The organism is Stenotrophomonas sp. YJH_SMC_91 (genome assembly GCF_059368495.1).
Genome location: NZ_JCAFRT010000001.1, coordinates 125,347 through 151,602 on the forward strand (window position 1 = coordinate 125,347; position 26,256 = coordinate 151,602).

General features: G+C 67.5%; 22 protein-coding genes. 16 read left to right on the forward strand and 6 right to left on the reverse strand.

Annotated elements, in window-relative coordinates:
- Nucleotides 1-233: 233 nt before the first annotated feature.
- The gene (locus tag AC5P5X_RS00555) at nucleotides 234-2,657 is read right to left on the reverse strand and encodes a penicillin-binding protein 1A (RefSeq protein WP_005410861.1); all 2,424 of its coding nucleotides are present in this window, start codon (nucleotides 2,655-2,657) and stop codon (nucleotides 234-236) included.
- A 219-nt stretch (nucleotides 2,658-2,876) separates the two neighbouring features.
- On the opposite strand from AC5P5X_RS00555, the gene AC5P5X_RS00560 reads away from it, so the two are divergent.
- From AC5P5X_RS00560 to tkt, 13 genes are all read left to right on the forward strand, one after another.
- Nucleotides 2,877-3,935, forward strand: a complete 1,059-nt coding sequence (locus AC5P5X_RS00560; protein WP_005410860.1) for a pilus assembly protein PilM — start codon at nucleotides 2,877-2,879, stop codon at nucleotides 3,933-3,935.
- Nucleotides 3,935-4,825, forward strand: a complete 891-nt coding sequence (locus tag AC5P5X_RS00565) for a PilN domain-containing protein (RefSeq protein ID WP_012481141.1) — start codon at nucleotides 3,935-3,937, stop codon at nucleotides 4,823-4,825. Before AC5P5X_RS00560 ends, AC5P5X_RS00565 begins: the two co-directional genes overlap by 1 nt.
- On the forward strand, nucleotides 4,822-5,478 hold the full coding sequence (locus tag AC5P5X_RS00570; RefSeq protein WP_076739774.1) for a type IV pilus inner membrane component PilO: 657 nt from the start codon (nucleotides 4,822-4,824) through the stop codon (nucleotides 5,476-5,478). Before AC5P5X_RS00565 ends, AC5P5X_RS00570 begins: the two co-directional genes overlap by 4 nt.
- A gap of 26 nt (nucleotides 5,479-5,504) precedes the next feature.
- Entirely contained in the window at nucleotides 5,505-6,008 is a 504-nt protein-coding gene (locus AC5P5X_RS00575) for a pilus assembly protein PilP (RefSeq protein ID WP_044571441.1), read from the forward strand.
- A 21-nt stretch (nucleotides 6,009-6,029) separates the two neighbouring features.
- Entirely contained in the window at nucleotides 6,030-7,997 is a 1,968-nt protein-coding gene (locus tag AC5P5X_RS00580; protein WP_005410855.1) for a type IV pilus secretin PilQ, read from the forward strand.
- Between the two features lie 198 nt (nucleotides 7,998-8,195).
- Entirely contained in the window at nucleotides 8,196-9,221 is a 1,026-nt protein-coding gene (locus tag AC5P5X_RS00585) for an AAA family ATPase (RefSeq protein WP_005410854.1), read from the forward strand.
- 8 nt (nucleotides 9,222-9,229) lie between these two features.
- A complete protein-coding gene (locus AC5P5X_RS00590; RefSeq protein WP_049396145.1) occupies nucleotides 9,230-10,159 on the forward strand; it encodes a DUF58 domain-containing protein in 930 nt (309 codons plus the stop codon).
- Nucleotides 10,156-10,605, forward strand: coding sequence for a DUF4381 family protein (locus AC5P5X_RS00595; RefSeq protein WP_076739771.1), 450 nt, complete (start codon nucleotides 10,156-10,158; stop codon nucleotides 10,603-10,605). Before AC5P5X_RS00590 ends, AC5P5X_RS00595 begins: the two co-directional genes overlap by 4 nt.
- Nucleotides 10,602-11,606 carry a vWA domain-containing protein gene (locus AC5P5X_RS00600; RefSeq protein WP_062605740.1) on the forward strand — a complete coding sequence of 335 codons (1,005 nt, stop codon included), beginning with the start codon at nucleotides 10,602-10,604 and terminating at the stop codon, nucleotides 11,604-11,606. The genes AC5P5X_RS00595 and AC5P5X_RS00600 overlap by 4 nt, the downstream gene beginning before the upstream one ends.
- The gene (locus AC5P5X_RS00605; protein ID WP_111189053.1) at nucleotides 11,603-13,465 is read left to right on the forward strand and encodes a VWA domain-containing protein; all 1,863 of its coding nucleotides are present in this window, start codon (nucleotides 11,603-11,605) and stop codon (nucleotides 13,463-13,465) included. Before AC5P5X_RS00600 ends, AC5P5X_RS00605 begins: the two co-directional genes overlap by 4 nt.
- Nucleotides 13,462-15,177 (forward strand): BatD family protein, encoded by a 1,716-nt coding sequence (locus AC5P5X_RS00610; protein WP_111189052.1) that lies wholly within the window; start codon nucleotides 13,462-13,464, stop codon nucleotides 15,175-15,177. The genes AC5P5X_RS00605 and AC5P5X_RS00610 overlap by 4 nt, the downstream gene beginning before the upstream one ends.
- A gap of 57 nt (nucleotides 15,178-15,234) precedes the next feature.
- Nucleotides 15,235-16,554: a dicarboxylate/amino acid:cation symporter gene (locus AC5P5X_RS00615; RefSeq protein WP_005410848.1), complete on the forward strand. Its 1,320-nt coding sequence runs from the start codon at nucleotides 15,235-15,237 to the stop codon at nucleotides 16,552-16,554.
- A gap of 199 nt (nucleotides 16,555-16,753) precedes the next feature.
- Nucleotides 16,754-18,751 (forward strand): transketolase, encoded by a 1,998-nt coding sequence (gene tkt, locus AC5P5X_RS00620; RefSeq protein WP_111189051.1) that lies wholly within the window; start codon nucleotides 16,754-16,756, stop codon nucleotides 18,749-18,751.
- A gap of 125 nt (nucleotides 18,752-18,876) precedes the next feature.
- Here tkt and AC5P5X_RS00625 read toward each other — a convergent pair whose 3' ends face one another.
- Complete coding sequence (locus tag AC5P5X_RS00625) at nucleotides 18,877-20,829, reverse strand: acetyl-CoA hydrolase/transferase C-terminal domain-containing protein (RefSeq protein ID WP_012481137.1); 1,953 nt, start codon at nucleotides 20,827-20,829, stop codon at nucleotides 18,877-18,879.
- A gap of 34 nt (nucleotides 20,830-20,863) precedes the next feature.
- Nucleotides 20,864-21,421 (reverse strand): flavin reductase family protein, encoded by a 558-nt coding sequence (locus AC5P5X_RS00630; protein WP_012481136.1) that lies wholly within the window; start codon nucleotides 21,419-21,421, stop codon nucleotides 20,864-20,866.
- Between the two features lie 118 nt (nucleotides 21,422-21,539).
- On the opposite strand from AC5P5X_RS00630, the gene AC5P5X_RS00635 reads away from it, so the two are divergent.
- The 3 genes from AC5P5X_RS00635 to AC5P5X_RS00645 are packed head-to-tail and all read left to right on the forward strand — an operon-like array spanning nucleotide 21,540 to nucleotide 23,654.
- Entirely contained in the window at nucleotides 21,540-21,905 is a 366-nt protein-coding gene (locus tag AC5P5X_RS00635) for a BlaI/MecI/CopY family transcriptional regulator (protein ID WP_012481135.1), read from the forward strand.
- Nucleotides 21,898-23,094, forward strand: coding sequence for a M56 family metallopeptidase (locus tag AC5P5X_RS00640; RefSeq protein ID WP_012481134.1), 1,197 nt, complete (start codon nucleotides 21,898-21,900; stop codon nucleotides 23,092-23,094). Before AC5P5X_RS00635 ends, AC5P5X_RS00640 begins: the two co-directional genes overlap by 8 nt.
- On the forward strand, nucleotides 23,091-23,654 hold the full coding sequence (locus AC5P5X_RS00645; protein WP_076739760.1) for a hypothetical protein: 564 nt from the start codon (nucleotides 23,091-23,093) through the stop codon (nucleotides 23,652-23,654). The genes AC5P5X_RS00640 and AC5P5X_RS00645 overlap by 4 nt, the downstream gene beginning before the upstream one ends.
- Before the next feature lie 55 nt (nucleotides 23,655-23,709).
- Here the strand turns inward: AC5P5X_RS00645 and AC5P5X_RS00650 are convergent, their stop codons facing one another.
- From AC5P5X_RS00650 to AC5P5X_RS00660, 3 genes are all read right to left on the reverse strand, one after another.
- A complete protein-coding gene (locus AC5P5X_RS00650; protein ID WP_076739759.1) occupies nucleotides 23,710-24,510 on the reverse strand; it encodes an MBL fold metallo-hydrolase in 801 nt (266 codons plus the stop codon).
- 11 nt (nucleotides 24,511-24,521) lie between these two features.
- On the reverse strand, nucleotides 24,522-25,340 hold the full coding sequence (locus AC5P5X_RS00655) for a S1/P1 nuclease (protein WP_005410840.1): 819 nt from the start codon (nucleotides 25,338-25,340) through the stop codon (nucleotides 24,522-24,524).
- A gap of 231 nt (nucleotides 25,341-25,571) precedes the next feature.
- Complete coding sequence (locus AC5P5X_RS00660; RefSeq protein WP_005410839.1) at nucleotides 25,572-26,201, reverse strand: OmpW/AlkL family protein; 630 nt, start codon at nucleotides 26,199-26,201, stop codon at nucleotides 25,572-25,574.
- Nucleotides 26,202-26,256: the final 55 nt, after the last annotated feature.

The following is a 26,256-nucleotide window of genomic DNA, read 5'->3' on the forward strand; positions in this document are numbered from 1 at the left end:
ACCAACGCTCTGGTAGGTGCCGACCTTGGTCGGCACAGGGAGCCAACCAAGGTTGGCAGCTACCAGAGCAGCGCGGGACCGTGCCCGGCGGATGCATCGGTGCCAACCAACGGTTGGCACCCACCAACGCTTTGGTAGGTGCCGACCTTGGTCGGCACGAGGCGCCAACCAAGGTTGGCCTCTACCGGAGCCGCATCGGTGCCAACCAAGGTTGGCACCCACCGGACCGTTCCTCAGAAGATATCGAACGCGGCGGCGTCGGCCTGCGGCGTATTGAGGTTCAGGTCGTAGTCGGTCAGGCGGTCCATGTCTTCCACCTTCACCCACTCGGTCGCGCCGTTGAGCGTGGCCTGGACCATGCCGCTGGGCGGCTCGTTCTGCGCGATCGGGGTGTCCTTCAGCGCGGTGCGCATGTAGTCGATCCAGATCGGCAGGGCCGCCTTGCCACCGTACTCGCGGTAGCCCAGCGAGCGGAAGTCGTCGCGGCCCACCCACACGGTGGTCACGTACGGGCCGCCGAAGCCGGAGAACCAGGCGTCGCGGTGGTCGTTGGTGGAGCCGGTCTTGCCGCCCACGTCCTCGCGGCCGAGCACCTTGGCCTGCACGCCGGTGCCGCGCTGGACCACGTCGCGCATCATCGACACCAGCTGGTAGGCGGTGCGGGCGTCGATCGCACGCGGAGCGGTGCGGGCATCGGGGTTGGCCGGCGCGGCCGGGGTTTCGGTCTTGGCTTCGGCCTTGGCGGCTGCAGCAGGGTCCACCTTCGGGGCCGGGGCGCCGAAGTTGAAGCCGTCCACCACCTGGTTGACCGGCTGGTCGCTGCTGCCGGCGCAGTCGCGGCAGGCCAGCGCCGGGTTTTCCTTGAACACCAGGTTGCCGTCGCGGTCATTGACCTGGTCGATCAGCCAGGTGTCCACGCGCGAGCCGCCGTTGGCGAACACAGCGTAGCCACGGGCCACCGACAGCGGGGTCAGCGAGGCGGTACCCAGCGACATCGACAGGTTCGGCGGCAGTTCGGATTCGGCGAAACCAAATTCGCTGATGTACTTGCGCGCGTAGTCCACGCCCATGCCATCGAGCAGGCGCACCGAGACCAGGTTGCGCGACTGCACCAGCGCCTCACGCAGGCGCATCGGGCCGCGGAAGCCGCCGCCGTCGTTCTGCGGGGCCCAGGTCTTGCCGCGGCGGTCGCGGAACACGACCGGGGCGTCGAGCACGATCGAGGCCGGGTTGTAGCCCTTGTCGAAGGCCGCGGCGTAGATGAAGGGCTTGAAGCTCGAACCCGGCTGGCGACGGGCCTGGGTGGCGCGGTTGAACTTGTTGCCGGAGAAGCTGAAACCACCGACCAGCGCCTTCAGGGCGCCGTTGTGGGCATCGAGCGAGACCAGCGCGGACTGGCCGCGCGGGATCTGGTCCAGCAGCCACTCACCTTCCTTGGCACCGGCACGCACGCGCACGATGTCACCGCGCTGCACCAGCTTGCCCGGGGTCTTGTTGGTCCACTTGGCGGCACCGGCCGGCAGCACGATCTCGCTGCGGTTGGCCAGCACCACGGTGGCGCTGCCATCGGCGCCGGTGCTGGCGACGATGGCCGGCAGCAGGCCGGCCTGGCCGTACATGCCGCGCAGGTGCTCGGCCAGGGCAGCGGCGTCTTCGCCGGCACCCACCTGCACCTGCTTCTCCACGCCGTGCCAGCCGTGGCGGTGGTCGTACAGCAGCAGGCCGTCGCGCACCGACTGGTTGGCGGCGGTCTGCAGGGTGGAGTCGATGGTGGTGGTGACGTGGTAACCCTTGTTGACCACATCACCGCCGAAGCGGGCGATCATTTCCTGGCGTACCAGCTCCGCCACGTACGGGGCATCGACCTGCACCGGCGGCTCATGCGCGGTGGCATGCATCGGCACGGCCTTGGCCGCGTCGGCCTCGGCCTGGCTGACGAACTTCAGGTCGGCCATGCGCTGCAGCACATAGTTGTCACGGCGCTGGCGGGCGCGCTCCGGGTTGGAGATCGGGTTGCCCGAGGACGGGAACTTGGGGATGCCGGCCAGCGAGGCCATCTCGTCCAGGTCCAGCTCGTTCAGCTTCTTGCCGTAGTAGAACTCGGCCGCGGCGGCCACGCCGTAGGCGCGGTTGCCGAAGAAGCTCTTGTTCAGGTACAGCTCGAAGATCTCATCCTTGCTCAGCTCGGACTCGATCTTCCGCGCCAGCAGGATCTCGGCCAGCTTGCGGGTGTAGCTGTACTCGGAGCTGAGGAAGAACTGGCGGGCCACCTGCTGGGTGATGGTGGAACCACCCGGCACGCGCTTGTCGTTGGTGGTGGCCAGCAGCCACACCGCACGGCCGATGCCCATGTAGTCCACGCCGCCATGCTCGTAGAAGCGGGCGTCCTCGGTGGCCAGGAAGGCCTGCTTCAGGCGCTCGGGCACGTCCTTCATGGTGATCGGGGTGCGCCGGGTCTCGCCGAACACCGCCATCAGCTTGCCGTCGGCAGCATAGACGTACATCGGCTCCTGCATTTCCACGTCGCGCAGGGTCTGCACGTCGGGAAGCTTGGAGGACACAGCGTAGTACAGACCGCCCACGGCGGCCGCGCCGATCAGCGCCAGGACCAGGACAATCAGGAAGATCCAGCGCAGCCAGCGGCGGAGTCGAGTCATCGGGTTCAGATTCCGATTGCGAATTTCGTGGTCGCAGAGTATAGATTACGCAAGGTGGCGGCTGGGGTCGGCACCGGGGAGCGCAAGGGGAACAGTCAGGGGCTGCATCGTGAATCCGTGAGGAACTTCACAGCGGGGCCGTTGCCATTTGCTAAGAATACGTTATTAATGCTCGGGCGCAGGTCTTGCGTCCAAGTGCCCGTCGGCAGGGGAGAAACCGTGGGGCTCATCCCAAAAAGTCAGTCGCCGCTTGTAGGCGTCGACATCAGTTCGACTGCGGTAAAGCTTTTGCAGCTGTCCCGCAGCGGCAATCGTTTCCGTGTGGAACATTACGCTGTGGAACCTCTTCCGCCGAATGCGGTGGTAGAGAAGAACATCGTGGAAGTGGAGGCCGTGGGTGAGGCCATCCGCCGTGCGATGAACCGTTCAGGCAGCAAGGCCAAGCTGGCCGCTGCCGCCGTCGCCGGGTCGGCGGTGATCACCAAGGTGATCCCGATGCCGGCCGAGCTCGACGAGAACGACATGGAAGCCCAGATCGAGCTGGAAGCGGTCAACTACATTCCGTACCCGATCGAGGAAGTGAACCTGGACTTCGAGGTGATCGGGGCGATCCCGAACAACCCGGAGATGGTCCAGGTGCTGCTGGCCGCGTCGCGTTCGGAGAACGTGGAACTGCGCCAGTCGGCCCTGGAACTGGGTGGCCTGCAGGCCAAGGTGATGGACGTGGAGGCCTTCGCGGTCGAGAACGCCTACGCACTGGTCGCCAGCGAGCTGCCGGTGTCCATCGACGGCGTGGTCGCGCTGGTCGATATCGGCGCCACCATGACCACCCTCAACGTCCTGCGCGGCGGCCGCAGCCTGTACAGCCGCGAACAGGTGTTCGGTGGCAAGCAGCTGACCGACGAGATCATGCGCCGTTACGGCCTGAGCTACGAGGAGGCCGGCCTGGCCAAGCGTCAGGGCGGGCTGCCGGAAAGCTACGAGATGGAAGTGCTGGAGCCGTTCAAGGAAGCCACGGTCCAGCAGATCAGCCGCCTGCTGCAGTTCTTCTATGCAGGCAGTGAGTTCAACCGCGTTGATCACATCGTGCTGGCCGGCGGCTGCGCCGTGCTGGGCGGGCTGCCGGAAATGGTCGAGGAACAGCTGGGCGTGCCGACCGTGGTCGCCAACCCGCTGGCACAGATGACCCTGGGCCCGAAGGTGAACGCACATGCGCTGGCCCAGGATGCCCCCGCGCTGATGATCGCCACCGGTCTGGCGCTGAGGAGCTTCGACTGATGGCACGCATCAATCTATTGCCCTGGCGCGCCGAGCGGCGCAAGCAACGCCAGCGCGAGTTCTACGCAATGCTGGGCATGGCCGCAATCGGTGGCCTGCTGCTGTCGCTGCTGATCTGGTTCTATTACGACCGGCAGGTGAGCGGCCAGATGGACCGCAATGCCTATCTGGAAGCCGAGATCGAGAAGGTCAAGGAACAGAACAAGGAGATCGATCGCCTCGATGCGCAGAAGGACCGCCTGCTGGCCCGCAAGAAGGTGATCGAGGAACTGCAGGCCAAGCGCTCGCAGATGGTCCACCTGTTCGACGCGTTGGTGCGCACGATTCCCGACGGCGTGGTGCTGACCGCCCTGCAGCAGGAGGGGGACATGCTCACCCTCGAGGGACGCACCCAGTCCAATGCCCGCGTGTCGGCTTACATGCGCAACCTGGAAACCTCCGGCTGGATGACCAACCCGGAGCTGTCGATCATCCAGGCCAGCGCCGGAGACAAGAGTGCAGCCGGCCCGGTATCGGACATCAAGGCACTGCCGTACATGTTCAAGGTCACGGTGAAGCTGCCTGCGCAGAGTGAAGAGACCGGCACCCCCGGTTTGAACGCCGATGGCAGCGTGGCGACCACGCCGGCTGCGACGCCTGCCGTGGCGCCGCTTGCCGCCGGCCCCGATGCCGCGGCCCCGGCTGCTGCAACAGCACCGGCCCCGGCCCAACCGGCGGCGGCCCCGGCAGCAGCGCCCGCCAGCGCTCCGGCTACTGCGCCGGCGCCTGCACCTGCACCGGCCAAGCCGAACCAGCCCGCCGCACCGGCACCGGCCGCCAGGCCTGAGGGCAGCCGCCTGGCGCAGCCGCCGCAGGCCTCTTACGCCCCGCTGCAGGGGGGTCGCGCATGAGCCAGAAAATCGATCTGAAGAACCTGGATTTCAACGACATCGGCAACTGGCCGCAGAAGGCCAAGATCGTCTTCTGTTCGTTGCTGGCCCTGGTCATCATGTTCGTTGCGTGGATGCTGCTGATCAGCGGCAAGCGCGATGAACTGGCCAGCCTGGAGTCGAAGGAAAGCGATCTGCGTACCGAGTTCTCCAAGCAGCAGGAACGCGCGGTGAACCTGGGGCCGCTGAAGCAGCAGCTGGCGCAGATGGAGCAGGTCCTGCAGCAGATGCTGCGGCAGCTGCCCAGCAAGACCGAAATGCCGGACCTGATCATCGACATTTCGCAGACCGCGCTGTCCAGCGGCCTGACCAGCCAGCTGTTCGAACCGGAACAGGAGCAGGTCAAGGAGTTCTACGCCGAGAAGCCGATCAAGCTGAAGATGGTGGGCAGCTACCACCAGTTCGGTGCGTTCGTCAGTGGCGTGGCCTCGCTGCCGCGCGTGGTGATCCTGACCATGCACGACATCAACCTGAAGCCGGCGGACAAGGCTTCAGGTGGTTCGCGTGCCGGTGCGCTGGAATTGTCCGGCACGGTCAAGACCTACCGGTATCTCGACGAAACCGAGGTGCAGGAACAGCAGAAGGCTGAAGCCGGCAAGGAGGGCAGCAAGTGATCCGTTCCTTCTTTGCACGCTGCGGGATGGCCGCTGCCGTGTTGCTGCTGGCCGCCTGCGGCCGTGGCGTGACCAGCACGCCGGGCGATGCGCCGAATCTCGAGAAGTGGGTGGAAGGCGAACGTGCCCGGCCGGCGCAGCCGCTGGAACCGTTGCCTGTGATGCAGCAGTTCGAGACCTTCGAATACTCCGCGCAGGGCCTGCGTGATCCGTTCACCGATGCCTGGACCAATCCGCAGGGGAATGGCGGATTGCGGCCGGATCCGAACCGGCGCAAGGAGCCCCTGGAGGGCTTCCCGCTGGACGCACTGGACATGGTCGGTACCATCGGCACCGGCGGCGGCACCGTCGCACTGGTGATGGGACCGGACAAGGTGACCTACCGGGTGCGCCCGGGCGGTTACCTGGGGCAGAGCGACGGGCGGGTCACTGCGGTCTTCGAAGACCGTGTGGAGCTGATCGAACTGGTGCCGGATGGCGCGGGTGGCTGGCTGGAACGGCCGGCAACGCTCTCGCTTGAAGATCAATGATCGTTTACTGGGGATAGCACGATGACCTTTCACCAAGCCAAGGGGCTGCGTCCCAACCGGCGCTCTACCTTGAACCGTGTCAGCGCGTTGGGAGTCGCGCTGATGCTGGCCTGCGCTCCGGCGCTGGCCGCCGCACCGGCGGAGAAGCCGGTGGGCACCACCGTCGCACCGGCCGCGGCACCGGCCGGCCTGTCGGTGGCCAAGATCGATTTCAAGCGCGGCGATGATGGCGCGGGCCGCCTGATCGTGCAGTTTGACGGCCAGGGCGCGATCCCGGACCTGCGCACGCAGGGCAACAGCGTGGTGGTCGACGTGGGCAATGCCCGCCTGCCGGCCAACCTGCAGAAGCCGTTGAACGTCGTCGACTTCGCCACGCCGGTGCAGCGCATCGACGCCAAGCCGTCCGGCGCCGGCACCCAGCTGGTGCTGAGCACCGGCGGTGCGGTGGAGTCACTGGCCTACCAGAGCGGCAACGAATACGTGGTGGAGATCAGCGCGCGGCAGGCTCCGGCCGCCGTCGGTGCAGTGACCGCCGGCAGCGTCACCCAGGCCGCAAAGGCCGTCGGCCAGCGTGGCTTCACCGGCAAGCCGGTGACCTTCAATTTCCAGGACGTGCCAGTGCGCACCGTGCTGCAGTTGATCGCCGAAGAGTCCAACCTCAACGTGGTGGCCTCCGACTCGGTGCAGGGCAATGTGACCCTGCGCCTGGTCAACGTGCCGTGGGACCAGGCACTGGACATCGTGCTGCGTGCCAAGGGCCTGGACAAGCGACGCGATGGCAGCGTGATCTGGGTCGGCCCGCAGGCCGAGCTGGCCAAGTTCGAGCAGGAGAAGGAAGACGCGCGCATCGCCATCGAGAACCGCGAAGACCTGGTGACCGATTACGTCCAGATCAACTACCACAGCGCCACCCAGATCTTCAAAGCCCTGACCGAAGCCAAGGGCATCGGCGGTGGTGGCGGTGGTGGCGCAGGTGGCGGTGGTGGTGGGTCGTCGCAGGAGGAGAGTGGCTTCCTGTCCGGCCGTGGCCGCATCGTTGCCGACGAGCGCACCAACACGCTGATGATCAGCGACATTCCGAAGAAGATCGCGCGCATGCGTGAGCTGATCAACGTGATCGACCGCCCGGTCGACCAGGTGCTGATCGAAAGCCGCATCGTGATCGCCACCGATACGTTCGCGCGTGAGCTGGGCGCGCGGTTCGGCATCAGTGGCAGCCGCGACAACGCCTACTTCAGCGGCAATCTGGAAGCCAACGAGGCAACCCGCAAGTCGCAGGTCGAAGCCAATGCGACCAACGCCAAGGCCTACCGCGACTGGCTGGCCGGTGGCAGTACGGGCCCGGCGCCGGTGCCGGTCGGCTCGGCAATCACCCGTGGCCTGAACTGGGCCATGCCGGCGGCGTCCACCAACCCGGCAGGCTCGCTTGCGCTGTCGATCCTCAATGCCGGCTACCTGCTGGACGTCGAGCTGTCGGCCATGCAGGAGGAGTCGCGTGGTGAAGTGATCTCCAACCCGCGCGTGGTCACCACCAACCAGCGCGAGGCCCTGATCAAGCAGGGTAAGGAAATCGGCTATGTGACCATCAGCGCCGGTGCGGGCGGTGTCGCTACGCCGAACGTGCAGTTCAAGGAAGTGGTGCTGGAACTGAAGGTCACCCCGACCATCACCAACGACAACCGCGTGTTCCTCAACATGCAGGTGAAGAAGGACGAAGTGGACCGGCTGATCCAGCTGGAAGGCTATGGCACCGTGCCGTCGATCAACCGCCGCGAAGTGAACACCGCAGTGCTGGTCGAGGACGGGCAGACCGTGGTCATCGGTGGTGTGTACGAGTTCACCGACCGCAACAGCATCAGCAAGGTTCCGTTCCTGGGCGATGTACCGTTCCTGGGCAACCTGTTCAAGAAGCGTGGCCGCAGCAAGGACAAGGCCGAGCTGCTGGTGTTCGTCACCCCGAAGGTGCTGCGCGTGGCCAGGCAGAACTGAGCCAGCGAACCCGCGACACGAACAAGGGCCGCCATGTGCGGCCCTTCTTCGTTCATGCCGGACGTAGTCCGCGGATGATCCGGTAGATCCACGCCATGCGTGGAGGAGAGGCCCGTTCAGCCGTTCTTGATGCCAATCGCAGGGCACCCTGCGATGATGTGGGGAACCCGTGCCGTCCCGCGCCGGTCAAAGGCCCCCATGAACCTGCCACCGCCGATGCCCGAAACCGTCTCGCCGCCGCCCGCGCCGGCCGCCTCCCGCCTGCATGGCGCCTTCAACCAGTTGCGCGACGCGCTGTCGGCCGAAATCGTCGGCCAGGCGGCTTTGGTCGAACGCCTGTTGATCGCATTGCTGGCCGACGGGCACCTGCTGGTGGAGGGCGCCCCGGGACTGGCCAAGACCACGGCCATCCGCGCACTGGCCTCGCGCCTGGAGGCGGATTTCGCCCGCGTGCAGTTCACCCCCGACCTGCTGCCGGCCGACCTGACCGGCACCGAGATCTGGCGCCCGCAGGAAGGGCGCTTCGAATTCGTACCTGGCCCGATCTTCCACCCGATCCTGCTGGCCGACGAGATCAACCGTGCGCCGGCCAAGGTGCAGTCGGCGCTGCTGGAGGCCATGGGCGAGCGCCAGGTCACGGTTGGCCGCCACACCTATGCGTTGCCGCCGCTGTTCCTGGTGATGGCCACGCAGAACCCGATCGAGCAGGAAGGTACCTTCCCGCTGCCGGAAGCGCAGCTGGACCGTTTCCTGATGCACGTACGCATCGGCTATCCGGACCAGGCCGCCGAATCGGAGATCCTGCGGCTCGCCCGCGAGCGTGCCCGTGGCGCCCTGGGCGAGGCGGCACCCGCACCGGAGAAGCTGCCGATGCAGGATGTGTTCGATGCCCGCCGCGAAGTGCTGGACCTGCACATGGCGCCGGCGCTGGAGCGCTACCTGGTCGAACTTGTGCTGGCCTCGCGTGATCCGTCGCGCTATGACGCCGGCCTCGGGCGCCGCATCGCCTGGGGCGCAAGCCCGCGTGGTTCCATTGCGTTGGAACGCTGCGCCCGTGCACGCGCCTGGTTGGCCGGCCGTGACTTCGTCACCCCCGACGATGTGCGTGCGGTTGCCGCCGACGTGCTGCGCCATCGCGTGCTGCCCAGCTACGAAGCCACCGCCGAAGGCTGGGATGGCGAACGCCTGGTGCAGGAGCTGCTGGCCCGGGTGCCGGCACCCTGAGCCCGCGCATGACCGATCCATCCCTGGAAGCCGCATCCACCGTCAGTGATGGCGACGGACTGCGCCCGCACCTGTCCGAACTGGTAGCCCTGCGCCGGCTGGCACAGCGGCCGCCGCCGCCACGCCGTGGCCGTGCCGGCAACGCCGGGCAGGCGCCGTCGCCGCTGCGTGGGCGTGGCATGGAGTACGCCGAGTCACGCGAGTACGTGGCCGGTGATGATGCACGGCATATCGACTGGCGCGTGACCGCGCGGACCGGCCGTGCCCATACCAAGCTTTTCCAGGCCGAACGCGAGCGGGTCAGCCTGATCGTGGCCGATACGTCGCCGGCGCTGTATTTCGGCACCCGCGTGCGATTCAAGTCGGTGCAGGCGGCACGCGCGGGCGCCGTCGCCGCGTGGTCGGCGCAGCGTCGCGGTGACCGCGTGGGTGCCCTGCGCGGCAGTGACCGCGAAGCGCCGATTGCACCTGCGGGTGGGCCGCGTGGTGTACTGCGTGTGCTCGACGCACTCACCCGCTGGTACGCACAGCCACCCGCCGACGATCTCGGCCTGGAACGCGCGCTGGACCATGCCGCCCGCGTGCTGCGCCCCGGGGCGCGCATGCTGGTGCTGGCCGATCCGCAGCAGGCCGCGCGGATTCCCGTCGTGCGCTGGAGCGCGCTGGCCCAGCACCATGACCTCAGCCTGGTGCTGCTGGTCGATCCCCTCGAACTGCAACCGCCCTCGGCGGCCCTGCAGTTCCAGACCGCGCAGCAGCGCATTGGCCTCGACCTGCGTCGCAGCGAGGTGCAGGCGCACTGGCAGGCGCACTTCGTCGAACCACTGCAGGCGCTGCGCCGCCAGCTCGGCGCACGCCGCGTTGACGTGCAGGTGTTGTCCACCGATGCGCCCAGCGACGCCTGGTTGGCACCACCGGTAACCGAGGTGCCGGCATGAGCGCCAACCTTCCGCTGCGCGATGTGCAGTTGCCGCCGGCACCGTCGTGGTGGCCGCCGGCCCCCGGCTATCTGATGGTCGGTGGCGCGGTGTTGCTGGTGATCCTGGCGCTGGCCCTGCTGTGGTGGCAGCGCCGCCGTCGTCGCCAACGCTGGTTACAGGCGTTCGACCAGGAGCTGGCCACCACCGCCGATGCCACCGCGGAACTGGCGGCGATCGCCGGCCTGCTGCGTCGCGCCGCGCGACAGGCACAGCCCGGCAGTGAATCCCTGCGTGACGATGCCTGGTGGCAGCGCGTGGATCCGAAGGGCACGTTGCCGGATGCGCGCCGCAACCTCCTGGCCGAAGGTGCCTATCGTCCCCGCGTGGACGCCAGCGAAGTGGCGGCCGTGCGTAGCTGGGCGCGCGAGCGCTACCTGGCGATGCTGCTGGAGCGCCGCCGATGAACCTGCTGGCAAGTTACTGGCCATGGCCCGACCTGCAGCTGGCGTGGCCGCTGGCCCTGCTGGCGCTGCCGTTGCCGTTGCTGATGCGCTGGTGGAAGCGTCGTGCCGATCCCGGCGCTGCGCTGCGCGTGCCCTATGCGGCGACGGAACTGGAAGCGCTGGCCGGTGGCGGCCGCGTCGATGGGTCGTGGCTGCGTAGGCTGCTGTTGTGGCTGGGCTGGTGCGCGCTGTGTGTCGCACTGGCTCGCCCGCAACAGCTGGGCGAAGCGATCACGCCACCGCAGCAGGGCCGGCAGATGATGCTGGCGATGGACGTGTCCGGCAGCATGGGCGAGGGCGACATGGTGCTGGGGGGGCAGGCGGTGGATCGCCTCACCGCAGCCAAGGCCGTGCTGGCCGATTTCCTGGATCGTCGTGCCGGCGATCGCATCGGCCTGCTGATCTTCGGGGACCGCGCTTATACGCTCACGCCACTCACTGCGGACCTGGCCAGTGTGCGCGACCAGCTGCGCGACAGCGTGGTCGGCCTGGCCGGGCGCGAGACGGCCATCGGTGATGCCATCGGCCTGGCGGTGAAGCGCCTGCGCAGCCAGCCGGAAGGGCAACGTGTACTGATCCTGCTGACCGACGGCGTCAGCAATGCCGGCGTGCTGGAACCGCTGCGTGCGGCCGAAGTCGCGCAAGCTGAAGGGGTGCGCATCCACACCGTCGCGTTCGGTGGCGATGGCAGCATGCGCTTCCTCGGTATTCCGATTTCCGCTGACCAGGACCCGGTCGACGAGGCCACGTTGAAGAAGATTGCCAGCCTGACCGGTGGCCAGTTCTTCCGCGCACGCGATACCGCGCAGCTGGCCGGCATCTACGCCGAACTGGATCGTCTGGAGCCGATCGCTGCGAAGGGGCCGAGCCTGCGCCCGCGCGAGGAGCGCTATGCGTGGCCATTGGGCCTGGCCTTGCTGCTGGGGGCATTGGCATGGGTGTGGCCGGAGCGCCGTCGATGATCGCGTTGGCATCCCATCTTCCCGACTGGAATGCACTGCACTTCCTGCGCCCGGAATGGCTGTGGGCCTTGCTGGCCTTGCCGGTGATTCTCGCCGTGGCGCTGTACCGGCAGCGGCGCAGCGATGCGTGGCGGCAGGCGGTGGATGCGCACCTGTTGCCGCATCTGCTGGCCGCCGGTGCTCGCCGTCGCGTGCGGCTGCCATTGGCAGTGCTGCTGGGTTGGACGCTGGCAGCACTGGCGATGGCGGGGCCGAGCTGGCGGCAGCAGGCACAGCCGATGTTCCAGCCCAGCGCACCGCTGCTGATCGTGCTGGATCTGTCCAGCCGCATCACTGCCACCGACCTGCCACCGTCGCGCCTGCTGCAGGCAAGGGCCAAGGTCGGCGAGCTCCTGCGCGCACGCAAGGGTGGGCAGGTGGGGCTGGTGGTGTACGCCGAAGATGCCTACACCGTCGCGCCGCTGACCGATGACGGCAGCAACGTCGCGCTGTATCTGGATGCCTTGTCGCCGGATGTGATGCCGCGTGATGGCCAGCGTGCCGACCGTGGCATCGACTGGGCCACGCGGCTGATGCGGCAGATCGCTGCACCGCAGGGACAGATCCTGCTGGTCACCGATCAAGCCGATGGTGAAGCTGCATTGGCGGCCGCGCAGGCACGTGGTCTCGGCCTGCAGGTGTCGGTGCTGGGGCTCGGTACACCGGCGGGTGCGGCGTATCGTGACGACAGCGGACAGATCCGTCAGGCTGCGCTGGACGAAGGTCGCCTGCGTGCGGTGGCCACGGCAGGTGGCGGTCGCTATGCGCGCATCACCGCCGATGGCAGTGACCTGCGCGCACTGGGTGTGCTTGATGCACGCGAAGGTACTGCGGCGCAGCGGCCCGGCGAGGGCAGGCAATGGCGCGATGAAGGATTCTGGCTGCTGCCACCGGTGATGCTGCTGGCGCTGCTCGCCTTCAGACGCCGCGCGCTGCTGGCCGCAGTACTGGCGGTGGGCCTGCTGCCATGGATGGGGGATGTGCAGGCGCAGGCAGCTCCAGCGCCCGCTTCGCCGCCATCGCAGGGCACGCTGTGGAAGCGCGCCGACCAGTTGCAGCACCAGCGCCTGGCCGACGGCGTGCAGGCCTATCGCGCGGGCGACTTCGCCACTGCGCGCAAGCAGTTCGAGGGCATCGACAGTGATGCGGGCTGGTACAACCTGGCCAACACGCTGGCGCGCCAGGGCAGCTACGACGAAGCCATCGCCGCCTACGACCGCGCGCTGGCGCTGCATCCCGGCATGGCCGATGCGGTCGCCAACCGTGCCGTGGTTGATGCCGCACGCAAGCGCAAGCAGTCGGGGGGGCAGGGCCAGGACCAGCAGAAACCGCAGCAGAACGGGCAGCAGAAGCAGCAGAACAATTCACAGGGCCAGCGGAACCCGCAGGGCCAGCAACCGCAGCAGGGCCAGCAACCGCAGCAGGGCCAGAAGGATCCAGGACAGGGTCAGCCACCATCTCAGCAGGGCCAGCAGGGGCAGCCCAAGGCGGGTGACGACGACGCGCAGTCGGCGCCTCAGCCCGGCGAGCGTGGCCGAGATGGACAGCAGGCGCCACCACAGGTGGAGGATGCCAAGGCGCAGGCCCAGGCTGATAAGCAGCAGCGCCAGCGCATGCAGCAGGCGATGCAGCAGGCACGTGAGGGCAAGGGCGGACAGGATGGCAAACCCGTGCCAGGCAGTGACGGCACTACTCCGCGCCAACGCGAGGAGCAACAGGCGGTGGAGGCGTGGATGCGGCGCGTGCCGGATGATCCGGGCGCATTGCTGCGGGCCAAGTTCCAGCTGGAAAATGAACGCAGGAAGAGGGAAGGGCGATGACGCGGGCGATCAACATGCACGGGCACTGGCCCCGACAGGTACTGGCGGCGCTGCTGCTGTGGCTGCCGCTGCTGGCCTGGGCGCAGCCGCGCGCGTGGCTGGACCGCGACCGCATCGCGATGGGCGACACGGTCACGCTCAATGTCGAGAGCGACCAGGGTGCCCCTGACTTCACACCGTTGCGTACCGACTTCGACCTCAGCGGGCAGACCAGCAGCCGCCAGGTGGAGTGGAGCAACGGCAGCATGCAGCAGCGCAACCTGTATGGCGTGGCGCTGACGCCACGGCGTAGTGGTGCACTGGTGGTGCCGGGCCTGCAGGTGGGCAGCGTCCGTACCGCGCCGCTGGCCCTGCAGGTGGATGCCGCTGCCGTGGCCGGCCCCGACAGCAATGCGGTGGCATTCATCGAAACCGTTGTCGATGACGAAACGCCGTATGTGCAGCAGAGCGTAGGCGTGGTGGTCAGACTGTTCTTCGCCTCTCAGCTGGCCTCTGGCGAACTGGTGCTGGATACCCCGGCGGGTGCGTCGCTGCAGCGGGTAGGCGATGACCGCACCGATGTGCGGCAGGTCAACGGCCGCCGCTACAACGTGGTCGAGCGCCGCTTCCTGCTGATCCCCGAGCGCAGCGGTGCACTTCGGCTGGCCGGTGCGCGCTTCAGTGGGCGCAGTGCCGGTGGCTTCTTCGACGACTTCTTCGGCGGCGGCGACGGCCGCATGAATGCCACCGGCGCCGATCGCACGCTGCAGGTGCAGGCGCAACCGGCACAGGCGCCGCAGCCATGGCTTCCGCTGCAGAGCCTCCAGCTGCGCTACACCAGTGCGCCGACCAGCGCCCGTACCGGTGAGGCCGCCACTGTGGTGGTCGAGGCGATTGCCGAAGGGGCAACCCGCGCACAGTTCACCGACCTGCCGGTGCCGGATCTGGGCACCCATGCGCAGGTATTCGCCGAACCTGCGCAGTACGAAGAATCGTTCAATGGCAGCACGCCGCGGCTGAAGATCACCCGCCGCTATTCGATCGTGCCGCGCCAGCCAGGCTCGCTGGTGGTGCCGGGGCCGCGCCTGCCGTGGTGGGATGTGCGCGCGGGCAAGGCGCAGGAAGCGAAGCTGCCGGACCTGACACTGGCTGTCGCAGCCGGTAATGGCGGTGGCAGTGCTTCACCTGCGCCGCTGCCGCCGATCGACACCAATGCCGCGCTGCCCGGCAGCGATGGCCAGGACAGCCGCATCGCCGCGACCGATCCGCGCGCCAGCGGCCTGGCCGAACGCCCTTGGCCGTGGATGGGCGCGGCCATCGGCCTGGCGCTGCTGTGGCTGCTGACCCTGTTGTGGGGCTGGCGGCGAGGCCGCCGACCGCGTGCGGCGACGCCTGCAGCCGGCAAGCCCTCTGTGCCGACTGTGGCGCGCGGACGTGCCGGCCTGACCGAACTGCGCCGCACGCTGGATGGCGAAGGCTTCGATCAGGTGGAAGCGCAGCTGTGCGCGATGGCCGGGGTTGAGCGCATCGAGCAGGTCATCGCGCGGTTGGATGACCCTCGCCAGCGCCAGGTGCTGCAGGACCTGCAGCAGGCACGCTGGGGCGGGCAGGGCGACCTGGCATCGCTGCGCGCGCGTCTGCGCGAGGTCTTCCGTGACGGACCGCACTGGTCGGCGGCTACCGGCGCCGCTGACACTGGCCTGGCGCCGCTGTATCCAACGCGGCGAACCTGAACCGGCGCCGCTTGCGCGCTTTGTTAGAGTGCATTCATTTTTCGAGGAAACCCGCGCATGACAGCAGCTGCTGCCGACAAGAAGAAGTTGCCCCTGCATTGGAAGATGGGCATCGGCTTTGCGATCGGCCTGATCCTGGGACTGATCGTGCACGCCCTGGGCGGCAGCGTCGATGGTCTGCAGGCCGGTGCCAAGTGGGTAATGGACTACATCACCACCCCGGCGTCGGGCCTGTTCCTCAACCTGATCTTCATGCTGATCGTGCCGCTGATCTTCTCGGCGCTGATCATGGGCGTGTCGGAGATGGGCGACATCCGCGCCCTTGGCCGCATCGGCTGGAAGACCCTGGCGTATACCGTGCTGCTGTCCGGCATTGCCGTGGGCATCGGCCTGGTGCTGGTCAACCTGCTCAAGCCGGGTGCCGGCGTCGATCCGCAGGTCGCCGCGATGATGCTCTCGGAGAACGCCGAGCGCAGCAAGGAAATCGTTGCTGGCATCCATGGCACGCCGAAGGGCATGGACATGCTGCTGTCGATCGTGCCGAGCAACGTGCTGCAGGCCGCGTCCGACAACGGCGCAATCCTGTCGCTGATGTTCTTCGCGCTGATGTTCGGCATCGGCATGGTGCTGACCGACAACGAGAAGGTGGCCCCGCTGCGTCGCGCCATTGAAGGCGTGTTCGAAATTTCGATGACCCTGATCAACCTGGTCATCCGCCTGGCCCCGTATGCGGTGGCCTGCTTCATGTTCAACCTGGCCGCGCTGTTCGGCTTCGAGTTGATCATCCGCCTCGGTGCCTACGTGGGCGTGGTGGTGCTGGCACTCGGCCTGCACATGATCGTGACCTACGGTACCGCCGTGTGGCTGTCCGGCCGTTCGCCGCTGTCGTTCTTCCGCGATACCCAGGAAGCGACGGTGATGGCGTTCTCCACCGCCTCCAGCAACGCCACCCTGCCGACCGCGCTGCGCGTGGCCGACCAGATGGGCCTGCCGCAGCGCGTGTCGCGCTTCGTGCTGACCGTGGGCGCCACCGCCAACCAGAACGGCACCGCGCTGTTCGAGGGCGTGACGGTGATCTTCCTGGCCCAGTTCTTCGGCGTGGACCTGAGCATCGGCCAGCAGATCATGGTGATGGCGGTCTGCATCCTCGGTGGCATCGGCACCGCCGGCGTGCCGTCGGGCTCGCTGCCGGTGGTGGCGATGATCTGTGCGATGGTGGGCGTGAACCCGCTGGGCATTGGCCTGATCCTGGGCGTGAATCACTTCCTGGACATGTGCCGTACGGCGCTGAACGTGACCGGCGACCTGGCCCTGACCACCCTGGTGGCCAAGGGCGAATCGCACGACGGCCCGGCGCTGGGCCCGCAGCAGGACTGAGTCCGGATTCCCGCCCCCGGACTCCGGGGGCGGGTAGTGCCGGCCGCTGGCCGGCAACTTCATGATCTTCATTGAATTCTGCGCAACTGCCGGCCAGCGGCCGGCACGACCGGGCAAGCTGAACCGACCCCCCGCCCGGCGACTATGGGACAATAGGCCGCCCGCACGTCCGCGGCCGCCTCCCGATTCCGACAGAACCATGACGCAGCCTACCCGTCGCCAGTTGGCCAACGCCATCCGCTTCCTTGCCGCCGATGCGGTTGAAACCGCAAAGTCCGGCCACCCCGGCATGCCCATGGGCATGGCCGACATCGCCGAAGTCCTCTGGAACGACTACCTCCGCCATAACCCGAGCAACCCGCACTGGTTCAACCGCGACCGTTTCGTGCTGTCCAACGGCCACGGTTCGATGCTGCAGTACGCGCTGCTGCACCTGAGCGGTTACGACCTGCCGATCGAGCAGCTGAAGCTGTTCCGCCAACTGGGCAGCCACACCGCCGGCCACCCGGAGCGCCACGAGACCCCGGGCGTGGAAACCACCACCGGCCCGCTGGGCCAGGGTTTCGCCAATGCCGTGGGCTTCGCCCTGGCCGAGAAGCTGCTGGCACAGCGCTTCAACCGCCCGGAGCTGGAAGTGGTCGACCACCGCACCTGGGTGTTCATGGGCGATGGCTGCCTGATGGAAGGTGTGTCGCATGAAGCCGCTTCGCTGGCCGGTACCTGGGGCCTGCACAAGCTGGTCTGCTTCTGGGACAACAACCACATCTCCATCGACGGCAACGTCGAAGGCTGGTTCACCGACAACACCCCGGAGCGTTTCGAGGCTTATGGCTGGAACGTGGTGCGCGATGTCGATGGCCATGACCCGGAGAGCATCAAGGCCGGCATCGAGGCCGCGCTGTCGCAGAGCGACAAGCCGACCCTGATCTGCTGCCGCACCACCATTGGCTTTGGTTCGCCGAACAAGGCGGGCAAGGAATCCAGCCACGGCGCACCGCTGGGCAAGGACGAACTGGAAGCCACCCGCAAGCAGCTGGGCTGGGAATACGGTCCGTTCGAGATCCCGCAGGCGATCTACGACGGCTGGCGCGCCAACGGCGCCGGCACGCTGCGCCAGGCCGAATGGGAACAGCTGTTCGACAAGTACGCCAGCCAGTACCCGGCTGAAGCGGCCGAACTGACCCGCCGCTCGCATGGCGAACTGCCGGCCGACTTCGTTGCCAAGGCCGATGCCTACATCGCCCAGGTGGCCGCCGAAGGCCCGACGATCGCCTCGCGCAAGGCGTCGCAGCTGGCCATCGAAGCCTACGCCCCGCTGCTGCCGGAAATCGTCGGCGGCTCGGCCGACCTGGCGCACTCCAACCTGACCCTGTGGAAGGGCAGCAAGTCGGTCGCCAGCGACGACGCCAACGCCAACTACGTGTACTACGGCGTGCGCGAGTTCGGCATGACCGCCATTGCCAACGGCCTGGCCCTGCACGGTGGCTTCATTCCGTTCGACGCCACCTTCCTGGTGTTCAGCGACTACGCCCGCAACGGCGTGCGCATGAGCGCGCTGATCCCGGCCCACGCCATCCACGTCTACACCCACGACTCGATCGGCCTGGGCGAAGATGGTCCGACCCACCAGCCGGTGGAGCACCTGGCCTCGCTGCGCTACATCCCGAACAACGACGTGTGGCGTCCGTGCGATGCGGTCGAGTCGGCGGTGAGCTGGAAGGCTGCGATCACCCGCCAGGACGGCCCGAGCTGCCTGGTGTTCAGCCGCCAGAACCTGCCGCACCAGCCGCGCAACGCTGAGCAGATCGCCCAGATCGAGCGCGGTGGTTACGTGCTGGCCGACGCTGCCGGTATCCCGGACGTGATCCTGATCGCCACCGGTTCGGAAGTCTCGCTGGCCACCGAAGCCAAGGCCCAGCTGGACGCGGCCGGCCTCAAGACCCGCGTGGTCTCGATGCCGTCCACCGACGTGTTCCTGCGCCAGGATGCGGCCTACCGTGAATCGGTGTTGCCGAACGCCGTGCGCAAGCGCGTGGCGGTGGAAGCCGGCGTCACCGGTTTCTGGCGCCAGTTCGTCGGCCTGGACGGTGCCGTGATCGGTATCGACACCTTCGGTGCCTCGGCCCCGGCCGACCAGCTGTACAAGCACTTCGGCATCACCACTGCCCACGTGGTGGAAGCGGCCAAGTCGCTGTAAGCAGCTTCGCGACGTAATGAGGAAAGGCCGGCGCACGCCGGCCTTTTCTTTGCCGCAGGAAAAAGGGGACGGAGGGGATTAAGTCGTTTGTGCACATGCGACTTAATCCCCTCCGTCCCCTTTTCTCAGGCGGTACGCGCCAGCGCCAGCCGCAGCAGTCGCGCGTCCAGACGTTCGGCGAAATCCTTCGGGGCCTGTAGACCCATGCGCTGCAGGTACACCGCATCGCCGTCGCCGGCCGGTTGCCGCAGAGCCGCCCAGACCGTGCGCAGCTTGTCGCCGCGGGTCTGCGTGTTGGCCTTCAGCCAACCCAGCGCCTTCACCAGCACCTGCTCGATCTCGTTGAAGTCGCTGCCCAGCGGATAGTCCGGCAGGCTGCCGTCGGCGCGGAACGGTGCCAGTGCCGCGGCCAGTGCCTGCGGCGTATTGCGCTGCAGGCGCTGCGGGTCGGGCTGGGACGCCGCCAACAGCTTGCGCGAGGCGTGTGCCTGCTGCAGCAGGCCGCTCTGGAACGGGGCTTCGGTGATCGCGGTCATCGCATGCACGCAGTCCTCGTCGGTCAGGCCGCGCAGATCGGCGATGCCGTATTCGTTGAGGTAGATGTCGCGCAGGTGGCGCGGGATGGTGGTGTGCCCGTAGTTCCAGCGCACGTTGGATTCGCGCTGGCCTTTGTCATCGCGCGCCGCGCGGAACATCAAGACGCTGCGCGCTTCCGGCAGGGCATGTGCCATCGCCACGAAGTTGTACTGGCCACCCACGCCGGACACCACACGTCCGTCGTCCAGCGCATCCGACACGGCCGCACCCAGTGCAGTGGCCATCATGCAGGAGTTGAAGAAGCGCGCATGGCGGCGTTGCAGGCGCTCCAGCGTCTCGTTGCCGCCATACAGCTGGTTGATTTCGCTGATGCGGCGCATGCCGATCGCACGGCATTCGTCTTCCGGCAGCGTGCGCAGCCACTCGTAGAACTCCGGCGAGCCCAGGTAGAACGCGCCGTGCAGGTACTCGCCCTCGGCGGCCAGGGTGGCGTGGTCGATGGACAGCGTGCTGCCGTTCTCGATGCGCTGCATCAGCGCCAGGTCGTCGTGCACCTTGCGCTTGATCACCCCGGTCTGCACCAGCCGGCGGAAGCCTTCGTTGAGCATCTCGCTGCAGCCGTACAGGCCCACCTCGAACGGATCCAGTCCGCCGATCTCCTGCACCAGCGGGTGGCTGGCCAGGTGTGGATCCAGCGCATGCAGCACGCGGCGGTAGCGCGCGTTGTCGGTGTGGCGCAGCACCAGCGCATGGCTGAGCGCGTCGGCCAGCGTGCCGATGCCGATCTGCAGGGTGCCGCCGTCGCGCACCAGCGTGCTGGCGTACAGGCCGATGGCGTAGTCGGCATCGCCCACCGGCTGCCGCGGCAGCCCGAACAGCGCCGGATAGGGCGGCGGCGGGGTGATCACCAGATCGAAGAACGACACATCGACCGTGGCGGAGCCGCCCATGTAAGGCAGCTGCGGATCGATCTCGGCGATCAGCAACGGGCGCGGCAGCCCGCGCGCGGTCATCGCATCCAGCGTGTCCTGGGTGATGTCGTTGTTGCACGACAGCGAAAGCCGGCGATCGTTCGGCCGCATCGCCACCTTCTGCACGATCACCTGCGGCGCGCGCTGCGCGACCGCATCGGCGGCGTGGGTGTAGTTCAGGCTGGTATAGCTGGATTGCGCCTGGCGCGAACCGAGCAGGGCGCCGGACTGCATGTAGAACTCTTCCACCTGCACATGTGCCGGCAGCGCATCGCGCGCGATCGCATCGGCATAGGCCAGGCGCGGGAAATCGTCGCCGAAATGGCGCTGCGCGAACGGCGCCATGAAGCGCGCTTCCAGGCCGTTGCCGCGCGCCTTCGGCGGGTTCAGCGACAGCGCGGTATACAGCTGCAGCGGTCGCGACGGATCGTGCTCGACGCGTGCATAAAGGGCATTGAGCAGCCGATGCGGCTTGCCCAGTGCCAGCGGTGCCCCGATCCGCAGCGGCCCGTCCACGCGCGCAAACAACCAGTCGACGGCGGCGTCCAGGTCGGTGAGGTGTTCGGTCATGCGCGGCGGTCCTGCGTGTGGGGGAGTGCTGGCATTACAGCATGTCGGGCTTGAACCGCCGTCGACGCGAGACTTCGGCGCCGGACACCATGAACTGGCCATCGCCGCGGTAATGCACCGTGCGCGGCAGTTTCGGCCGGGGCGCGACGTGGGCGCGCACGATTTCCCAGATGAACAGGTTGCTCGATTGCACCTGGCTGTCGTCGTAGAGTCGGCATTCGAAGCACGAATGACATTGGCCGACCAGCGGCGCGCCGACCTCGCGCGCGGGCAGCGCATCGAGCTCGAAACGGGCGAATTTGTCGACCTCGCGGCCGCTGCAGTTGCCGATGTCCACCACGGTGTCGAGCAGCTCCACGCCGGGCACATTGATCACGCACTCGCCGCTGCCAAGGGCCAGCGCGTGGCTGTGGTTCGCGTCCCACAGGCAGGTGGCGACCAGCGAGGGCGAGAAGCCCATCACCATGTGCCAGCCCAGCGTCATCAGGTTGCGCTGGCCTCGCCAGGCGGTGCTGACCAGCACGATCGGCCCGGGTTCGAGGAAGCGGCGGGCCTGCTCGACGGGGAAATCCTTCTTGGGCAGCGGCTTCATCCGGGGCCTGGGGCGGGAGGCATCGATGCTGGCGCAGCCGGGATGAACCTGGAGTCGAGGGGCTTGACAGGGGATTCGATTACGCGCGTAATCTTTGCGTCGATTACGGATGTAAACCATGACCCCGATCAGCGAAGCCGAAGCCGTTGTGATGGAGGTGCTGTGGCAGCAGGCACCGCGTAGCGCCGATGAAGTGGTCGCCGCACTGGCCCACCGCGACTGGGCCGAACCGACCATCAAGACCCTGCTCAATCGTCTGCTGACCAAGGGCGCGATTGCTGCCGAGCGTGATGGCCGCCGCTACCTGTACCGGCCGCTGCTGCAGCGCCAGGCGTGGGTGGAGGCGCAGAGCCAGGACTTCATCGGCCGTGTCTTCGAAGGGCGCGTTGCGCCGTTGGTCGCGCACTTCAGCGAACGCGGCCAGTTGAGTGCGCAGGACATCGCCGAACTGAAGAAACTGATCCAAGAGCTGGACCATGACTGAGCTGCTCAACGGAGTGTGGCAGGCCAGCCTGTGGTTGGCGGTGGGCGCGGTCCTGCTGGCGGTGATGCGGCCGCTGTTGGTGCGATTGGGGGGCGCTGGTCTGGCCTATCGCAGCTGGTGGTTGCTGCCGATGCTGCTGCTGGCACTGATGCTGCCGTTGCCGCAGGTTGCGTTGTTGCAGCAGGTACCCACGCTGCCGCTGAAAGTCGTGCCGGGTGCCGTGGATGGACTGAGCGGGCAGTCGCTGCCATGGGCACCCCTGCTGCTGGCATGGGCGCTGGGCATGGGCCTCTGCCTGCTGCGCGACCTGCGTGCGCAGCGCCGTTTCGAACGGCGCATGGGTCCACTGACGCCGCGCACCGATGGCAGCTGGCAGGCCAGCGCCGACCCGGGCCTGCCAGCGCTGGTTGGCCTGTGGCGGCCGCGCATCGTGGTCGGCCCTGACTTCGACCAGCACTTCAGTGCACAGGAACAGCACCTGATCGTGCAGCACGAGCGCAGCCACCGTCGCAATGGCGACCACTGGGCCAACGGCGCGCTGTTGCTGGTGCGCGCGGTGTTCTGGTTCCACCCGCTGCTGCCCTGGGCCGCACGCCGCTTCCTGCGCGACCAGGAACTGGCCTGCGATGCCCGCACCATCGGCCCGCAGCCTGCGCTGCGCGGCCTCTACGCCAGCACGCTGCTGAAGGCGCAGCTGGTCCACCCGGTTGCGCCCGCGGTCTGCCATTGGCGCAGCCAACCCGTGTTGAAGGAGCGCATCGCCATGTTGAAGCAGTCCAAGCGGAAGGCATTGCCGTGGGTGTCGGGACAGGTACTGGTGGTCGGGGTGTGCCTGGGGATGGGAGCGGTGGCGTGGGCCAGCCAGGGCGGAGGCGCGGGAGGCGCGGCAGGGGCCGTCATGGATCGGGAGATCCAGGTCGACAAGATGCCGCCGCCGTCCTATCCGAAATCTGCGGTCGAGCAGCGCCAGGTGGGCGTGGTGAACCTGCGCGTGGAAGTGGATGCCCAAGGCCATCCCACCGACGTCCAGGTGCTCAGCGCCACCAATCCGGGGGTGTTCGATGCTGTCTCGATTGCTGCGGCGCGCAGCTGGACCTATCGGCCCGCAGTGAAGAACGGCAAGCCGGTGGCCGGTGCCGTGCGCGTCCCGATTACCTACGCCATGGATGACACCGAGGACACGAAGTGAAGCGAGCGCCGCTGCTGATGATGGCGGTGCTGCTGGCGGGATGTGCAACCCAGGATCGCCTGACCACCGCCGATACCCGCAGCGAGAATGTGGGTCACCAGCGCCTGCGACCCGATGCGGGGGGAGGGACCGGCCAGATCCAGCCCTACGCGCTGGCCGCCAGCGAAGGCTACCGCATGCCACAACTGCATACGGCACCGGACCCGGTAGTGGGCGAGCGTGATCCACGCACCTCGCTGCCGCCGACTACGGTCTGCCTGCAGGTGGTGGTGGATGCGCAGGGTAGCGTTGAGCGCAGCATCCCGCTGACCGACCGCAGCGAATGCAGTGCGGGTGAGGCACCGGAGAATGCGCCCTTGCTGCAGGCAGCGCAGGAGGCGGTTGCCATGTGGAAGTACTCGTCCGCCGCAGTCTGCGACTTCGCGGCAGGCAAAGTGCCGGCTGATCGCGGCGACTGCCGCAGTGCCGAGCGGGTCGAACCGGTGGCCGTCACCCTGCAGTACGCCTTCACCTTCGAGGTCGTGAAGGGCCGGCAGACGGTCCGCACGCAGGGAAAATGATCGCGCGTGATGCCGGGTGGCGCCGGGCCATGCCCGGCCAATACAGCGGCGTCGATCAGGCCCCGCCCTGGATGTTGGCCTTCACTGCGGGCTGCATCAGTTTCGGTTCTTCCAGCGTGGCATCGCGGGCCTGTCGCACGCTGACGAACTCCGCCTCGGCCACGCCGTCATGCACGTGGATGTTGTGCGCGCGCTGTTCGCCGATGGTGGTTTCGTTGGCGAAACTGCGTCCACCCGGGCCGTAGTCGTGGCAGACGAACACGCGCGTTGCATCGGGCAGGGCCAGCAGGCGCTGGATCGAGCGGTACAGCTGCGCGGCATCACCACCGGGGAAGTCACAGCGGGCGGTGCCGCCATCGGGCATGAACAGCGAGTCGCCGGTGAACAGCGCATCGTCGATCAGGTAGGCGATGCTGTCGCTGGTATGGCCGGGCACGGCGATCACCTGGCAGCGCAGTTCGCCCAGAGCGAAGGTTTCGCCGTCGCTGAACAGGTGATCGAAGATTTCATCTGCGGCAGGAAGCTGCAGGCCATAGCGTGGTGCAAACGTTGCCTGTACCGCGCGGATGCCTTCGCCGATGGCCAGCGTGGCCTGCGGGAAGCGCTGCTTCAGGCGGCGCCCGGCCGACACATGGTCAGCGTGGGCATGGGTTTCCAGCAGCCAGCGCAGCTGCAGGCCGTGTTGCTCGATGGCCTGCAACGCGGCATGCAGCGGCGCTTCACTGCTGGCGTCGGTATCCGGGTCGTAGTCCAGGACCGGGTCGATCAGCGCTGCCTCGCTACTGGCCGGGTCGCTGACCAGGTAGCTGAAGGTATTGCTGTCACGGTGGAAGAACGACTGCACCTGGACCGACATTGGAACCCTCCTCAGCGCGCGCCGAGCACGCGGTTCAGCAACTGCGCCAGGTTTTCACCGGCCAGCCGCAGCTGCGCTTCGGCCAGCGGCCGGTAGCGCTCGGTGTATTCGTCACCGATTTTACGCGTGGCCGGATAAACGCCAGCTTGCATGGAAATGCGGCAGCTGGCCTCGGCCCACGTCTGCGGGTCGCGCTGCGGGTTGGACTGGCGCGCCAGCTTCGGCGCGCGCTGGCTCTGCAGCAGCGGCAGGTAGCCCGCGTCGTCCAGCTTGCGGGTGTTGAGCATGCCGCTGTCCCACAGCGAGTGCAGGTTGGTACCGCGGTTGCCGAACTGCAGCTGGAAATCGTTGCCGCCCTTGTCGTGCGCGTAACCGGCGTGCATCGGCTGATGGATGTCGCCGACCAGGTGCACGACGAACTTCAGCGCCTGCAGGCGCTCGCCATCGGTCAGGCTGCGGTCGCCGAGGATGGTGCTCTGCGCCTTCAGGGCTTCGACGATGCAGTTGCCGTTCCTGCAGTGCTTCGGTGCTTCGTAATGGCAATTGTCTTCGGCGATGTTGACGTAGTGCCAGCCGGCCGAGCGACGGCCCAGGCCCGGATCCTTGGCACGCAGCTGGTCGGCCCAGGGCGCGATGCTGGCCAGCGTGGCGTCCGGTTCGGTGGCCAGCAGGCGGTCCACTTCTGCGCGGGCAGTGGGGTTGAGACGGGCGTCGGCGACTTCGGCGACAAGGCGGTGGCCTTGTGCGCCCCAGGCATGGGCGGGGGCGGAAGCGGACAGCAGGGCCGGCGCCAGGGCGGCGGCGAGGAACAGGGAATGCAGGGCTTTCATGTGCACATTCTAGCGGGGTAGGTGGATTGAAGAGCGGCGCGTTCCTGTTCCGAAGCGGGAGCGCAGCGGGAGGGGCGGCGTGTCCCGGCTCTGCTCCCCGCCTCGCCCCGGCTCCGGAACCGCTTCAGTCCCAGGCACAAAAAAGCCCCGGCAATCACCGGGGCAACATGCTGCGAGGGTCTTGCGTATGGCGGGGGAGCGGGAGCGAAGCCCCCGCGCCCAATACACCGCTTAGAACTTGAAGACGTACGAAGCGCCGTAGACCAGCGGATCGATGTTGACCGTGCCGATCTTCTCGCCGTTCAACTTCACCTTGCTGTCGATGTCGATCCAGCGCATGTCCACACGCAGGGCGCCCTTCTCGCCGATCGCGAAGTCGATGCCCGCATGCGCGGCCAGGCCCCACGAATCCTGCAGCTTCAGCTTGCTGCCGGCCAGCGCACCGGTGGTGTCTTCGCTGAAGAAGGTCGTGTAGTTCACGCCCGCGCCGACGAACGGCGAGACCTTGCCCTTGCTGTTGAAGTGGTACTGCAGGGTCACCACCGGCGGCAACTGCTTGGTGCTGCCGACGCGGCCGAGGCCATTGATGTTGATGTCGTGCTTGAACGGCAGCGCGGCCAGCACTTCGATGCCCAGGTTGTCGGCAATGAAGTACTCGCCGGTGATGGTCGGCTTGACGTCGTTGTCGACGTCGACCTTCAGCGTGTGGCCGGCCAGCCAGCCGTTGTTCGACTTCGGCGCCACCTGGTGGACGCCGGCCGAGACGGTCCAGTCGCCCTTTGACTGGGCCATGGCCGGGGCGGCGGCGAGGGACAGGGCGGCAGCCAGGCCGGCCAGGATCAGGGGGGAGGTCTTGCGCATGGGGGTGATCTCGTTGCTGGGTGGATGGCGACAGTCTCGGCCTCACGCCGTGCTA